Genomic DNA, 13,164 nt, shown 5'->3' on the forward strand with positions numbered 1-13,164 from the left:
GCTATGCGGCAGCGGTGCTGCGGGCGAGCATCGCAAAGCGGCGAGCGTCCTCGGCGGCGGTGCCCATCTGCGCGGCGGGATCGAACAGACCAGTCGGCAGGTCGGGATACGTCCGTGCCGCCAGATCGGGCAGCGGGGTCTGCGTGTCCATCGCTTGGCTGCACAGCGCCTTGGTCGCGGCTTGGGCGTCGGGGCGGGTCATGGTCTCGGCCAGCGCAAAGCTCAGCGCTTCGGCGTGGATCAGGCCGAGGCCATCCTCAAGTGCGGCGTTCATCCGCGCGGGTACTGGATTGATGCCTTCGGCCAGCTTCAGCGCATGGGTCAGTGCGCTGGCATGGGTCAGCACCACCTGCGGCAGGACCATCCATTCGGCGAACCATGCGGCACCGTCGCGCTGGTGCTGGTGGGCTGCTGCGGTCTGCAATGACGCGCGCAGACCCGACATCTGAATGTTCAGTGCCACCAGCGCCGACGGCCCGACAGGGTTCTGCTTTTGCGGCATGGTTGACGATGCGCCGGCCCCGGACAGGGTGACTTCGCCGATGCCCGACATGGTCAGCCCGACCAGAGTGTCACCCATAGCGGCCAGAGCCGCGGTCACGCGCGCCATCCAGTCGGCGATGCGCAGCACGGGCGCGCGGTCGGTGTGCCAACTGTAACCGGGGTCTTTCAGGCCCAGAGCGTCGGCCAGTGCGGCGCGTGTTTCGGCGGCTTTCGGGCCAAGCGCGGAGGACGTGCCCGCAGCACCCGACAGCGACACCCAGAGGCTTGCGTCGCGCAGGGCTGGCAGGTCTTCCAGTGCGGCGATCAGCGGTGTGCCCCATTGCGCCAGTACCGCGCCCCAACTGGTTGGCGTGGCCTCTTGCCCATAGGTGCGCGCGGGCATCGGCGTGGCGGCGTGGTCCTCGGCAGCCTGGGCCAGCGCCTTAAGCAAAGAACGCAAATCCGCCTCGGCCAGCGCCAGTGCCTGCCGCAGCCGCAACATCAGCGCGGTGTCCATGATGTCCTGACTGGTGGCCCCCCAATGCGCATATTGCGCATGTTCAGGCGCCTCCATTGCAGTGCGGAACGCAGCGACCAGACCGGGGACAGGCACACCGTTCTGTCCGGTGGCAGCGCCAAGGGCACCGGGGTCGATGGCGATCTCAAGACTGGCGCGATGGATCGCGGCTCCGCTGATCTCGGGGATCACGCCCAGCGTGCCCTGCACCTTGGCCAGCGCCCCCTCGACCAGCAGCATGGCGCGCACCTCGGCGCTGTCGGTGAACAGGCGTCCGGTCTCGCCCGTGGCGAACAACTGCCCGTAAAGCGGGCTGGCAAAGAGGCTGGCTGCCATGTCAGATGTGCCCCGTATCGCGCATGAATTTTGTCAGGACCTCGGCGTATTCCTCGGGCTTCTCGACACAAGGAAGATGGCCTGCGCGGCGGATGATGTGGAATTGGCTGCCGGGGATCAGATCGACGGTTTCGCGCACCAGATCGGGCGGTGTCGAGCCGTCGTCAGAGCCTGCGATGCCCAGCGTTGGAAGGCGCAAGCTGGCCGTGGTGGTATAGAAATCGGTCCCGGAGATCGCGGCAGAGCAGCCCGCGTAGCCTGCGTTCTCTTGGCGCACAAGCATGTTGCGCCACAGTTCCAGCTCGGGCGTGCCGCGGAAGTCGGGCGCGAACCAGCGTTCCATCACCGCGTCGGCCAGGCTTTCGATGCCATCGCGCTGCACGGCGGCGATCCGGTCGGCCCACATGTCGGCATTGCCGATCCGCGCGCCCGTGTTGGACAGAACCAGTGCTCGCACCAGGTCCAGGCGTTTCACCGCAAGTCCCTGAGCGATCATGCCGCCAATCGACAGCCCGACGAACAGCGCGTCCTTGAAGCCGTGCATGTCCATCAGCTTTTCCGCGTCCGTGACCAGCGACCCCATGGTGTAGGGCGCAGGCGGGCAGGACGACAGACCGTGCCCACGCTTGTCGAACCGCAGCACGCGCAGACCCGCAGGCAGAAGCGGCATGATCGGGTCCCACAGGCGCAAGTCTGTGCCCAGAGAGTTGGCGAACACCACGGGCGCGCCATCTTCGGGGCCGTCGATACGGTAATGCAGGCGCACGTCGCCCAGATCTGCCAGTTTCATCGTCTTTCTCCTTATTGCGGTGCCCAAGGCGCCATTCTCATGACAGGGTGTTCAGGGCGCGCGCGAACATCGGCGCATCGACGTTCCCGCCCGAGATCACCACGAACACGTCGTCGCCTTCGATCTGCTCCTTGTGGCTCAGTGCTGCAGCCAGTGCCACGGCACCCCCAGGTTCGGCCACCAGCTTCAGCCGCAGGAAGGCCTGCGCCACGGCCCTGAGCGCCTCGTCCTCGGTGACGGCAAGGCCGGGGCCGCACAGCCGGTGCATGATCGGAAAGGTCAGCTCCCCCGGTGCGGGCGTGATGATCGCATCGCAGATGTTGCCCGAGGTCTGGGCATTGCGCTGGATCTTGCCGCTTTCCAGCGAGCGTTTCACATCGTCGAAGCCCTCCGGCTCAACAGGGCGCGCGCGCAGACCCGGCGCGTCGGCCTCCAGCGCCAGCGCGATGCCCGATGTCAGCCCGCCGCCCCCGCAGCAGACCAGCACATCGGCGGTCTCGATCCCCATCGCATTGGCATCCTGAGCGATCTCAAGGCCCACGGTGCCCTGGCCCGCGATCACCTGCGGCTCGTCGAAGGGTTTGATCAGCGTCAGCCCACGCTCTGCCGCCAGCCGGTCGCCGATGGCATCGCGGTCTTCAGTCGCGCGGTCATAGGTGACCACCTCGGCCCCCAGCGCACGGGTGTTCGCCAGCTTCAACGCGGGCGCATCGGCGGGCATGATGATGACTGACGGCACGCCGTGTTGCGACGAGGCAAGGGCGATGCCCTGCGCATGGTTGCCCGACGAGAACGCGATGACCCCATTGGCGCGGGTGGCCTCGTCCAGCGCCGACAGGGCGGACCATGCCCCGCGAAACTTGAAGCTGCCGGTGTGTTGCAGGCACTCCGGCTTGATCCAGACGCGCCGACCGGCGATCTGGTCGATGAAGGGTGAATTCAGCAGCGGTGTGCGCCGCGCGTGGCCTTGTAGCCGCGTCGCTGCGGCGCGGATCATGTCGATGTTCATGGGATCAGGTCCAGCCATTCCTTGAGGGCGGTGACAGAAGCAGGTTCATCCAGAAACGGGATGTGCCCACGGTCATCGAGTTTCGCATAGATCATGTCGGGCCTGCGGTGGCGCATCTGCTGTGCCGTCTTGTCGTTCAGGATGTCACTGCCTGCAGCGTGGATCAGACACAGCGGCTTGCCCGCCAGATCATCGAAGAACGCCCAGTAATCGGGGCTTTCGGTCTCGTTGGCGACGGCATCGCGCAGGTGCGTGTCATAGGTCAGGTTCAGCCCGCCCGCGCCGTCATCGACGAAATGCGTCTCGGCCTCCTCCATCCAGCGCGCGGCGGGCACGCCGATGAAACCGCCCAGCAGGTTGGGCAGGATCGCTGCGGCCTCGGCATGGGTGCGGATCGAGGGTTTGACGCCGAGATAGGCCATGATGTCCTTGATCCCCTCGGGGTCGATCTCGGGGCCGACATCGTTGAACGCAACGCCGAGCACACGATCAGGCACCATTTGCCCCAGCATCATCGCGTTCAGCCCCCCACGCGAGGTGCCAAGGATCGCGGCCTTGTCGATGCCCAGATGATCCAGCAATTCCACCGCATCGCGGCTTTCGACGGCAAGGGTGTAGTTGCGCCAGTCCTTGTCGAAGTCCGACTGGCCGCGCCCGCGATAATCCATCGTGATCACGCGGTAGTCTTCCAGATAGGGCGCGACATAGCGAAAATCCGCCCCCGTGCGCCCGAGGCCGGACAGGCACAGGATCGGTAGACCCTTTCCGGTGTCGGTGTAATGCAGGCTCAGCCCGTCGGATGTGGTGAAAGTGGCCATGTCAAACTCCGGCAAGGGCAGGGATGCCCGTAAGGTCAGTCAGGATCGTGTCGGGTTTTGCGGGCAGGCGGTCCACCGGATCGCCCGCGCGATTCACCCAGGCGGTGCGAAATCCATAATGCGCGGCGGCGGCGGCGTCCCAGCCGTTCGACGACACAAACAGCACCTCGTCGCGGGGGCAGCCGAACCGCGTGCCGACCAGATCGTAGACGCGCGCGTCGGGCTTGAAGATGCCCACGGCCTCGACCGACAGACAGTCGTCCAGAACATCCCCGATCCCGGCTGATTGCACTGCCGCTTCCAGCATCGCAGGCGACCCGTTCGACAGAATCGCGGTGTTCAGGCCTGCGTCTTTCAGCGCCTTCAGCATCGCGGGCACCTCCGAGTAGGCCTGCAATTCCCAATAGAGGTCCAGCAACCGCTGCCGCAGGGCCGGATCACCGTCCAACCCGCATTTTTCCAGTGCCCAGTCCAGCGCATCCTGCGTCACGGTCCAGAAATCGACATAGGTGCCCATCACTGCGCGCAGCCATGAATAGCTAAGCTGCTTGGTGCGCCAATGCTCGGCCAATTGCGGCCAAGCCGTTGAAAGTGCTGTAAACTCCGGCTGTTCGGCGGCCTGCCGCGCGGCGGCTGCCACATCGAAAAGCGTGCCGTAGGCATCAAAGACGCAGGTGGTGACGGGCATGGGCGTTTCTCCGGTGGCTGCAGGCGCAGACTGTCACGCGGCGCGGCGGGGGAAAAGGCGCAAAATCGCCGGTTGTTTCGCCAGACGGCGGCGGGGTTTACACTCCGGCGTCGCTATGTTCGAATTGGTCCAACCCCGGAGCACCCGCGCAGACACGCGGCCTCTGTTCATTCCCATACCAAACATTCGGAGAGTTTTATGACCCAAGTCAAATCGGGCGACACCGTACGTATTCACTACACCGGCACTTTGCAGGATGGCAGCACCTTCGACAGCTCCGAAGGCCGCGATCCGTTGGAATTTGAAGTTGGCAGCGGCCAGATCATTCCCGGTCTTGACAGCGCGCTGCCCGGCATGGCCGTCGGAGAAAAGAAAGAAGTCAAAGTGACCGCCGAGGAAGCCTACGGCGACGTCAACCCCGAGATGCGCCAGTCGGTCCCGCGTGAAGGCATCCCTGCCGACATCCCGCTCGACCCCGGCACGCAGCTGCAGATGCAGACACCCGACGGTCAGGCACTGCCCGTCACGGTGATCGAGGTGGACGAAAGCACGGTGACGCTGGACGCCAACCACCCGCTGGCCGGCAAGGACCTGAAGTTCGACATCGAAGTCGTCTCGGTCAACTGAGAAAACCCTTGTTGAGAGTTTGAGCAGAGGGCGGTCGCGCCCTCTGCAAGCGCCCCAGGGCGCACACCCTCTGGCCGCGCCGCGTTTTTGCGCATATGACGCAGGCCATGAGCACCCCTGACCCCTTTGAAATCTTTCTCGTCTGCCCGCCGGGGCTGGAGCACGTCCTGGCCGTCGAGGCTGCCGAGGCCGGGTTCAATGCCCCTATCGCATCGACGGGCGGTGTCACTGTCCAAGGTGGCTGGCCCGATGTCTGGCGCGCCAACCTGTGCCTGCGCGGTGCCGTGCGGGTGCTGGTGCGCATCGGTCACTTCATGGCCTTTCACCTTGCACAGCTGGACAAACGGGCGCGCAAGTTTCCCTGGGGCGACATCCTGCGCGCCGATGTGCCGGTGCGGGTGCAGGTCACCTGCAAACGGTCCAAAATATATCACGCAGGCGCCGCGACCCAAAGGATCGAAACCGCCCTGCGCGACAGCCACGGGCTGACCCTGTCGCCCGAGGCCGAAATCGTGATCAAGGTGCGCATCGACGACAACGCGGTGACCATCAGCCTGAATACTTCGGGCGAGGCGCTGCACAAGCGCGGTCACAAGGAGGCGGTGGGCAAAGCCCCCATGCGCGAGAACCTCGCCGCGATGTTCCTGCGCCAATGCGGCTATGACGGCAAGGAGCCGGTGGTCGACCCGATGTGCGGCTCTGGCACCTTCCTGATCGAAGCGGCGGAAATCGCGAGCCACCTGCAACCGGGCCGCTCGCGCGACTTCGCCTTTCAGAAACTGGCATCCTACGACGCGGCCGCCTTCGACGCGCTACGCACCGCAGTGCCTGACATCACGGGCCCCGCGCGCTTCTTCGGATCGGACCGCGATCAGGGTGCCATCCGCATGAGCACCCAGAACGCCGAACGGGCAGGGGTAGCACCCTTGTGTCAGTTCACCGTGCACGGCGCGGGCGAAGCCACACCGCCCGATGGCCCGCCGGGGCTGGTCATCGTCAACCCGCCCTACGGCGCGCGCATCGGCAACAAGAACCTGCTCTATCCGCTTTACGGCACCCTGGGCGAAACCCTGAAAACCCGGTTCAAAGGCTGGCGCGTCGGCCTTGTCACGTCCGAGCCTGCCCTCGCCAAAGCCTGCGCCCTGCCGTGGAAGCCGCAAGAGGCCCCGGTCGCACATGGCGGTCTGAAAATCTGGCTCTGGCGCACGGACGCCCTTCGCTAATCCACTGCGCTGAAGAGCAGCTTCTTTTGGCCAGAAATATCCCGGGGGAGCGCCAAGGGCGCGGGGGCAGCGCCCCCAACGCGTTACAGATATTCCGCTTGCGGCATCCCCAGCACATGAAACCCGCCGTCGACGCGAATGATCTCGCCCGTGGTGCAGGCCCCGGCGTCTGATGCGAGATAGACCGCCGTGCCACCCACCGCCTCAAGTGTCGCGTTCGAGCGCATGGGCGCGTTCAGATCCGTATGCTTGTAGGTCTTGCGCGCGCCGCCGATTGCCGCACCGGCCAGTGTTTTCATCGGGCCGGGCGAAATCGCGTTGACGCGGATGCCTTCGGGACCAAGGTCGTTGGCAAGGTAGCGCGTCGCACTTTCCAGCGCGGCCTTGGCCACGCCCATCACGTTGTAGTTCGGCACCACGCGGTTGCTGCCCTGATAGGTCAGCGTCATCAACGTGCCGCCGTTCTCGACCATCAGCGGGTGCGCGCGGCGCGCCACGTCGATGAAGGAATAGGCCGAGATATCCATCGAGTTCTTGAAGTTGGCGCGGCTGGTGTTCAGGAACCGCCCCGTCAGCTCGGACTTGTCCGAAAACGCGATGGCATGGACCACGAAATCAATGGTCGGCCAGCGTGCGCCCAGCTGTTCGAACGCGCCATCAAGACTGGCATCGTCGGTCACGTCGACGTCCACCATGAAGTCGGACCCGACAGAGGCCGCGAGCGGCTCCAGTCGCTTGCCGAAGGCCTCGCCCTGATAGGTGAAGGCCAGTTCCGCACCGGCGGCGGACATCGCCTTGGCGATACCCCACGCGATCGAGCGGTCGTTGGCCACGCCCATGATCAGGCCACGTTTTCCTGCAAGCAAATCCGACATTTCTGCAATCACTCTTTATATTTCGAAAGGATCATCGACCCGTTGGTGCCACCAAACCCGAACGAGTTGGTCATGACCGAATCCAGCCCTGCGTTTTCGACCAGTTTGGTGGCGATTTCGTCCGCGTCCAGATTGTCGTCCAGCGTTTCGACGTTGATCGAAGGCGTGATGAAATCGTGTTTCAGCATAAGCAGGCAAAAGATCGCTTCGAGAGCGCCTGCGGCCCCTTGTGCGTGGCCTGTCATCGACTTGGTCGAGGACACGGGCGGCGTGCTGCCCTTGCCGAACACGCGGCGGACCGCTTCGATCTCGCCCACGTCGCCCACCGGCGTCGATGTGCCATGCGCGTTGATATATCCGACCTTGCGGCCTTCGGGCAGGGTTTGCAGCGCCAGGCGCATCGCGCGTTCGCCACCCTCGCCCGAGGGGGCGACCATGTCGTGCCCGTCGGAGGTTGCGGCAAAGCCGGTGACTTCGGCGTAGATCTCTGCGCCACGGGCCAACGCGTGCTCCAGATCCTCCAGCACGACGATGCCGCCGCCGCCGGAAATCACGAACCCGTCGCGGTTGGCGTCAAAGGCGCGCGAGGCCTTTTCGGGCGTGTCGTTGAACTTGGACGACATCGCGCCCATCGCGTCGAACAGGCACGACAGCGTCCAGTCCAGCTCTTCGCCGCCGCCTGCGAACATCACGTCCTGCTTGCCCATCATGATCTGTTCCGCCGCATTGCCGATGCAGTGCAAGGAGGTCGAGCAGGCCGAGGTGATCGAATAGTTGATGCCCTTGATCTTGTAGGCCGTCGCAAGGTTGGCGCTGATCGTGGACGACATGCACTTGGGCACCGCGAAGGGGCCGATCCGCTTGGTGCCGCCGGTTTTCAGCACGGTTTGGTGCGCCTGCAACATGGCCGAGGTCGACGGCCCGCCCGATCCTGCAACCAGGCCGGTGCGCGGATTCACGATGTGGTCTTCGGTCAAACCTGCGTCCGCAATGGCTTCGGCCATCGCGATATGGGCATAGGCCGCCCCCGGTCCCATGAAACGCAACGTGCGTTTGTCGACCATCTGGGACACGTCGATTTTCAACGTGCCTGCGATCTGGCTGCGGAAACCGTGTTCGGCCATCTCTTCGGAGGCGACGATACCGGATTTACCCGCTTTCAGCGCGGCCAGAACCTCGGTTGCATTGTTGCCGATGGATGACACAATCCCCAGCCCTGTCACGACGACTCGGCGCATGGTTAACTCCTTCAGATCTTGGACCCTTCAGGTTCAGCTCTCGGACAGAGCGACCTTCATGTCGGTAACTTGATAAATGGTTTCTCCGTCTGCTTCTACCCGTCCATTGGCCACGCCCATCGTCAGGCGGCGCGTCTGGATCGCCTTGGTGAAATCGACGTAATAGGTCAGCATCTTGCGCTCGGGACGAACCATCCCGGTCAGCTTGACCTCGCCCACGCCCAGGGCATAGCCGCGCCCCTGCCAGCCGCGCCAGCCAAGGTTGAAGCCGGTCAGCTGCCACAGACCGTCAAGACCCAGGCAGCCGGGCATGATCGGGTTGCCGGGAAAGTGGCAGTCGAAGAACCACAGGTCGGGCGTGATGTCGAACTCGGCGACGACGTGGCCCTTATCATGCAGGCCGCGGTCGCCCGAAATGTCGGTGATCCGGTCCATCATCAGCATCGGCGGTTCGGGCAACTGCGCGTTGCCGGGGCCGAAAAGCTCTCCGCGCGCGCATTTCAGCAGGTCGTCGCGGTCGAAACTGGTGGGATAGTCGGACATGTTTCGGAATTCCCTTCGCATCACTGGCAGTTAAACCCCTCTAGCACCCGTGTGCATGGATTGCCAAGGGTGCCGCACGGTACGGCGGCCCTGTCCTCGGGTCGCTTTCGGCATGGTGCGCGGGTCGCGCGCGGCGCGTGCGGGCAGGCATGTGGATGGGCAACACCATTGCCGATATGGCGCCAAGACGCCGCACGCTCCGGTTTTCTATTTGAAAATACCCCCCTGCGCTCTCTATATAGATGACAGTGAACAAACGAGGGCAGGCATGGCGCAGTCGCAACATGACATCGGAACCGAATGGCTGGCGGGGGCAGGATTGCGCCCGACGCGGCAGCGCGTGACGTTGGCTGCCTTGCTGATCGGAGACGGGAACCACCGCCACGTTACCGCCGAAAGCCTGTTCGAGGCCGCCAAGACCGAAGGCGAAGCCGTGTCCCTGGCCACTGTGTACAACACCCTGCGCACGTTCTGCGACGCCGGACTGCTGCAGGAGGTCACGGTGGACGGATCGAAAAGCTATTTCGACACCAACACCCACGACCACCCGCATTTCTTCTGGGAAGATGAGGCACGCCTCAGCGATGCGCCCTCGGACGAACTGGTGATCTCGCGTCTGCCCAATGCGCCCGTCGGTGCGGAAATCTCGTCGGTGGATGTGGTGATTCGGTTGCGCAAGAAGCCGTAAGTCGTCACCAAGGTGCACGATAATACCTGATTGGCGTGCACATGACCCAGATCGTTACCCAAGAGCATATCGACACCTATCGCCGCGATGGCGTGGTGCTGATACGCGGTCTCTTTGCCGACCACGTCGAAACCCTGCGTGCCGGAGTGGCGCGCAACATGGACGCGCCCGGACCCTATGCGTCAGAGAACAAGCGCGAGGGCGAAAGCGGGCGGTTCTTCGACGATTACTGCAACTGGCAGCGCATTCCCGAATTCGAAGAGGTCATCCGCACCTCGAAAGCCGCCGAAGTCGCCAGCGCGCTGATGGGATCGCAGCGGGTGCAGCTGTTCCACGATCATGTGCTGGTGAAAGAGCCGGGAACCTCGATGGCGACGCCCTGGCATTCCGACGGGCCGTATTATTTCGTCGAAGGGCAGCAGGTGGTCAGCTTCTGGTCGCCGCTGGACTCTGTGACCACCGCCAGCCTGCGCTGTGTCGCGGGATCGCATCTGTGGGAAAAGGACGTGCTGCCAACCCGCTGGACCAAGGGCGATGCGTTCTTTGACCCTGCGCCCTATATGCCGGTGCCCGATCCCGGAGCCGAAGGCATGACTGTGGTCGAATTCGAGATGCAGCCGGGCGATGCGGTGGCGTTTCACTATCGCACCCTGCATGGCGCACGCGGCAACACCAGCGACAGTCGCCGCCGTGCGTTTTCCCTGCGGTTGGTGGGCGAGGATGCGCGCTATGTCGCGCGCCCCGGTCCCACGTCGCCGCCGTTTCCGGGGCACGACATGCAGCCAGGCCAGCGCCTGCGCGAAGATTGGTTTCCGGTGCTGCGCGCCTGAGACGGCCCTAGAACCACTGCCCCGGCTCCATCAGCCCCAGATCCAGAAGCTGGCGGGAATGCCATTCGAAGGGTGCGGAGTTGTGCCACTTGAAGGTCGCAATATCAAAGGTGCTGCCGGGATTGCGTTTCAGCGCCTTGGCGGTGCGGAACGACACGATGGCGGCGGTGATGTTGTGATGCCACGGGCAGGCGAAGGTGTTGTATTCCTCCTCGCTGAACGTGTGGTCATCGCGCAGCCGCAGCTTCGGTGCCGCCTTGAACAGCGCGATGCGGTCGATCTTGCGGCGGGCGGCGGGCACGTGTTCCTCGTAGCGCCAGCGCAGGCCGCCGAAGAAATCCAGCTGCCGTTCGCGCGGGTGGCCGGTGGCCGGGTCCTTGCGGGCCAGCGCGTAATACCCGGTGCGGTCCAGATGCGCATGATCCAGCGAGACGGCATCGGGGCAGGTCTCAAGATCGTCGGCATAAAGATCGACCACATAGGTCAGCATCGCCGCGCGCCGCTCTTCGGTGTGATAGCTCAGCATTTCGCCCACACTGCGCGTCTCGCAGAACGGATAGAACAGGTATTCGGCGTTGTAGCAGTAATAAAGCCACGTGCCGGGTGCGGCGTCGTTGATCCGGTTCACCGCATGCGGAACGGCCCCCTCGGCAGTCACGTCATAGGTGATGCGCGTGACATTTGCCTCAAGATCGCGGGGCAGTTCGAAGTCTTTCGAGATGAACACCAGAAGTGCCGCAAACCCAAGCTGCTGGTGATGGCGCAGGGTGGTTGCGACCTCGATGTTGTCCTCGACCATGATAATGGCGATGGGGCCCTTGGCCAGAACCTGCGTTCCAGACTTGAGGAAGGCATCGAGAGAGGAATACATCATTGGCTGGCCTGTTCGTTTTGCGCAAGGTCCGACAATCCGGCGCTCATTGCAAGATGTGCGGCATGCTGATAGCACCGCTAACTTGACCTCAGATGCCCGGATCCCCGTCATGACCCAGACAAAAAGCGCCCCAAAGAAGCTGTTTATCAAGACCTATGGCTGTCAAATGAACGTCTATGACAGCGAGCGTATGGCCGAGGCGCTGGGCGGGCAGGGCTATGTCGAAACCAGTACGGCCAGCGACGCCGACATGATCCTGCTGAACACCTGCCACATCCGCGAAAAGGCGGCGGAAAAGATTTATTCCGAACTGGGCCGCTACCGCGATCTGAAGGACGTGAAACCCGACCTGATGATCGGTGTTGCGGGCTGCGTGGCGCAGGCCGAAGGCGCAGAGATCATGCGCCGTCAGCCTCTGGTCGATCTGGTCGTCGGCCCGCAAAGCTATCACAAGCTGCCTCAGATGGAGGCCAGGGCCCGCCGGGGGGAAAAATCGCTCGACACGGATTTCCCCGAAGAGGACAAGTTCGAACAGCTGAAATCCCGCCCAAAGGCCGCGCGCGGCCCCACCGCGTTCCTGACCGTGCAGGAAGGCTGCGACAAGTTCTGCGCCTTTTGCGTGGTGCCCTATACACGCGGTGCCGAGGTCAGCCGCCCGGCCGCCCGCATCATCGACGAGGCCAAGGGGCTGGTTGATCGCGGCGTGCGCGAGATCACCCTCCTTGGTCAGAACGTGAACGCCTATCACGGCACCGGCCCGGACGGGTCGGACTATACACTGGCCCGGCTGATCTGGGATCTGGACCGGATCGAGGGGCTGGAGCGTATCCGCTTTACCACCAGCCACCCCAACGACATGAGCGATGATCTGATCGAGGCGCATGGCACCTGTGCCAAGCTGATGCCCTATCTGCATCTGCCGGTTCAATCGGGCAGCGACCGCATCCTCAAGCGGATGAACCGCAGCCACACCGCCGAGGGCTATCTCAAGCTGCTCGACCGCATCCGCGCCGCGCGCCCCGATATCGTGATGTCGGGCGATTTCATCGTTGGTTTCCCCGAAGAGACCGAAGCCGATTTTCAGGCGACACTGGATCTGATCGAAGAGGTCAAATACGGCTATGCCTATTCGTTCAAATACTCGACCCGCCCCGGCACGCCCGCAGCCGAACGCCCCCAGGTTGATCCCTCCGAGGCCGACGACCGCCTGCAGCGCATCCAGGGTTTGATCACCCGCCACCAGCGCCAGATCCAGCAGGACATGGTGGGCCGCACCGTCGGAGTGCTGTTCGAGAAACCGGGCCGCCAGGCGGGGCAGATGGTGGGCAAATCCGATTACCTGCACGCGGTCCACGTGGACAGCGACGCGGTCGCCCCAGGAGAGGTCCGCGCGGTCAGAATCGTGTCATCGGGCACCAACTCGCTTGGCGGCGTTCTGCTGGGCTGATTTGTGCAGCTGTGTCCAAATTTGGACCAAAACTTAACTTCACCATGTAAGTGTGGCGAAAATAGCCACAATATCTGGTTAAAGCGGCTTCACAGAGGGTTAAAACTTTCTTACTCTGAAACAATAGTAGCAGGGTCCCGCGCTGCCAAGTTTTCTATAGGGGGTCTGCGGGGGAACA

Annotated in this window: 14 protein-coding genes; 5 read left to right on the top strand and 9 right to left on the bottom strand. The window is 63.7% G+C overall.

Annotated features, from left to right (window positions below):
• Position 1: 1 nt before the first annotated feature.
• The 5 genes from NTA49_RS06745 to NTA49_RS06765 are packed head-to-tail and all read right to left on the bottom strand — an operon-like array spanning position 2 to position 4,641.
• Positions 2-1,336, bottom strand: coding sequence for a lyase family protein (locus NTA49_RS06745; protein ID WP_258293913.1), 1,335 nt, complete (start codon positions 1,334-1,336; stop codon positions 2-4).
• Position 1,337: 1 nt separating this feature from the next.
• Positions 1,338-2,126, bottom strand: coding sequence for a 3-oxoadipate enol-lactonase (gene pcaD / locus NTA49_RS06750; protein ID WP_258293914.1), 789 nt, complete (start codon positions 2,124-2,126; stop codon positions 1,338-1,340).
• Positions 2,127-2,163: 37 nt separating this feature from the next.
• Complete coding sequence (locus NTA49_RS06755) at positions 2,164-3,135, bottom strand: threonine ammonia-lyase (protein WP_261368192.1); 972 nt, start codon at positions 3,133-3,135, stop codon at positions 2,164-2,166.
• Entirely contained in the window at positions 3,132-3,953 is an 822-nt protein-coding gene (locus NTA49_RS06760; RefSeq protein ID WP_258293917.1) for an alpha/beta fold hydrolase, read from the bottom strand. Before NTA49_RS06760 ends, NTA49_RS06755 begins: the two co-directional genes overlap by 4 nt.
• Before the next feature lies 1 nt (position 3,954).
• Positions 3,955-4,641: a haloacid dehalogenase type II gene (locus NTA49_RS06765; protein WP_258293918.1), complete on the bottom strand. Its 687-nt coding sequence runs from the start codon at positions 4,639-4,641 to the stop codon at positions 3,955-3,957.
• 198 nt (positions 4,642-4,839) lie between these two features.
• Here NTA49_RS06765 and NTA49_RS06770 point away from each other — a divergent pair, with 198 nt between their 5' ends.
• Both NTA49_RS06770 and NTA49_RS06775 read left to right on the top strand, forming a co-directional pair.
• Positions 4,840-5,268 (top strand): FKBP-type peptidyl-prolyl cis-trans isomerase, encoded by a 429-nt coding sequence (locus NTA49_RS06770; RefSeq protein WP_258293919.1) that lies wholly within the window; start codon positions 4,840-4,842, stop codon positions 5,266-5,268.
• Between the two features lie 107 nt (positions 5,269-5,375).
• Positions 5,376-6,491 carry a THUMP domain-containing class I SAM-dependent RNA methyltransferase gene (locus tag NTA49_RS06775; protein WP_258293920.1) on the top strand — a complete coding sequence of 372 codons (1,116 nt, stop codon included), beginning with the start codon at positions 5,376-5,378 and terminating at the stop codon, positions 6,489-6,491.
• Between the two features lie 83 nt (positions 6,492-6,574).
• Here NTA49_RS06775 and NTA49_RS06780 read toward each other — a convergent pair whose 3' ends face one another.
• The 3 genes from NTA49_RS06780 to fabA are packed head-to-tail and all read right to left on the bottom strand — an operon-like array spanning position 6,575 to position 9,147.
• Positions 6,575-7,366 (bottom strand): enoyl-ACP reductase FabI, encoded by a 792-nt coding sequence (locus tag NTA49_RS06780; protein ID WP_258293921.1) that lies wholly within the window; start codon positions 7,364-7,366, stop codon positions 6,575-6,577.
• Between the two features lie 8 nt (positions 7,367-7,374).
• The gene (gene fabB, locus NTA49_RS06785) at positions 7,375-8,604 is read right to left on the bottom strand and encodes a beta-ketoacyl-ACP synthase I (protein ID WP_258293922.1); all 1,230 of its coding nucleotides are present in this window, start codon (positions 8,602-8,604) and stop codon (positions 7,375-7,377) included.
• A gap of 33 nt (positions 8,605-8,637) precedes the next feature.
• A complete protein-coding gene (fabA, locus tag NTA49_RS06790; RefSeq protein ID WP_258293923.1) occupies positions 8,638-9,147 on the bottom strand; it encodes a bifunctional 3-hydroxydecanoyl-ACP dehydratase/trans-2-decenoyl-ACP isomerase in 510 nt (169 codons plus the stop codon).
• Between the two features lie 268 nt (positions 9,148-9,415).
• Between fabA and irrA the strand changes: the two genes are divergently transcribed.
• Both irrA and NTA49_RS06800 read left to right on the top strand, forming a co-directional pair.
• On the top strand, positions 9,416-9,835 hold the full coding sequence (gene irrA / locus NTA49_RS06795; RefSeq protein WP_258293924.1) for an iron response transcriptional regulator IrrA: 420 nt from the start codon (positions 9,416-9,418) through the stop codon (positions 9,833-9,835).
• A gap of 41 nt (positions 9,836-9,876) precedes the next feature.
• The gene (locus NTA49_RS06800; RefSeq protein WP_258293926.1) at positions 9,877-10,665 is read left to right on the top strand and encodes a phytanoyl-CoA dioxygenase family protein; all 789 of its coding nucleotides are present in this window, start codon (positions 9,877-9,879) and stop codon (positions 10,663-10,665) included.
• 7 nt (positions 10,666-10,672) lie between these two features.
• Here NTA49_RS06800 and NTA49_RS06805 read toward each other — a convergent pair whose 3' ends face one another.
• Positions 10,673-11,539 carry a glycosyltransferase family 2 protein gene (locus NTA49_RS06805; protein ID WP_258293927.1) on the bottom strand — a complete coding sequence of 289 codons (867 nt, stop codon included), beginning with the start codon at positions 11,537-11,539 and terminating at the stop codon, positions 10,673-10,675.
• Between the two features lie 109 nt (positions 11,540-11,648).
• Here NTA49_RS06805 and miaB point away from each other — a divergent pair, with 109 nt between their 5' ends.
• Entirely contained in the window at positions 11,649-12,986 is a 1,338-nt protein-coding gene (gene miaB / locus NTA49_RS06810; RefSeq protein WP_258293928.1) for a tRNA (N6-isopentenyl adenosine(37)-C2)-methylthiotransferase MiaB, read from the top strand.
• Positions 12,987-13,164 lie beyond the last annotated feature (178 nt).

The organism is Pseudosulfitobacter koreensis (genome assembly GCF_024733015.1).
Classification (GTDB): domain Bacteria; phylum Pseudomonadota; class Alphaproteobacteria; order Rhodobacterales; family Rhodobacteraceae; genus Pseudosulfitobacter; species Pseudosulfitobacter koreensis.

Coding starts and splice junctions, on each gene's coding strand:
- NTA49_RS06745 (WP_258293913.1), bottom strand. CDS start 1,336: ATGGCAGCCAGCCTCTTTGCCAGCCCGCTTTACGGGCAGTTGTTCGCC.
- pcaD (WP_258293914.1), bottom strand. CDS start 2,126: ATGAAACTGGCAGATCTGGGCGACGTGCGCCTGCATTACCGTATCGAC.
- NTA49_RS06755 (WP_261368192.1), bottom strand. CDS start 3,135: ATGAACATCGACATGATCCGCGCCGCAGCGACGCGGCTACAAGGCCAC.
- NTA49_RS06760 (WP_258293917.1), bottom strand. CDS start 3,953: ATGGCCACTTTCACCACATCCGACGGGCTGAGCCTGCATTACACCGAC.
- NTA49_RS06765 (WP_258293918.1), bottom strand. CDS start 4,641: ATGCCCGTCACCACCTGCGTCTTTGATGCCTACGGCACGCTTTTCGAT.
- NTA49_RS06770 (WP_258293919.1), top strand. CDS start 4,840: ATGACCCAAGTCAAATCGGGCGACACCGTACGTATTCACTACACCGGC.
- NTA49_RS06775 (WP_258293920.1), top strand. CDS start 5,376: ATGAGCACCCCTGACCCCTTTGAAATCTTTCTCGTCTGCCCGCCGGGG.
- NTA49_RS06780 (WP_258293921.1), bottom strand. CDS start 7,366: ATGTCGGATTTGCTTGCAGGAAAACGTGGCCTGATCATGGGCGTGGCC.
- fabB (WP_258293922.1), bottom strand. CDS start 8,604: ATGCGCCGAGTCGTCGTGACAGGGCTGGGGATTGTGTCATCCATCGGC.
- fabA (WP_258293923.1), bottom strand. CDS start 9,147: ATGTCCGACTATCCCACCAGTTTCGACCGCGACGACCTGCTGAAATGC.
- irrA (WP_258293924.1), top strand. CDS start 9,416: ATGGCGCAGTCGCAACATGACATCGGAACCGAATGGCTGGCGGGGGCA.
- NTA49_RS06800 (WP_258293926.1), top strand. CDS start 9,877: ATGACCCAGATCGTTACCCAAGAGCATATCGACACCTATCGCCGCGAT.
- NTA49_RS06805 (WP_258293927.1), bottom strand. CDS start 11,539: ATGATGTATTCCTCTCTCGATGCCTTCCTCAAGTCTGGAACGCAGGTT.
- miaB (WP_258293928.1), top strand. CDS start 11,649: ATGACCCAGACAAAAAGCGCCCCAAAGAAGCTGTTTATCAAGACCTAT.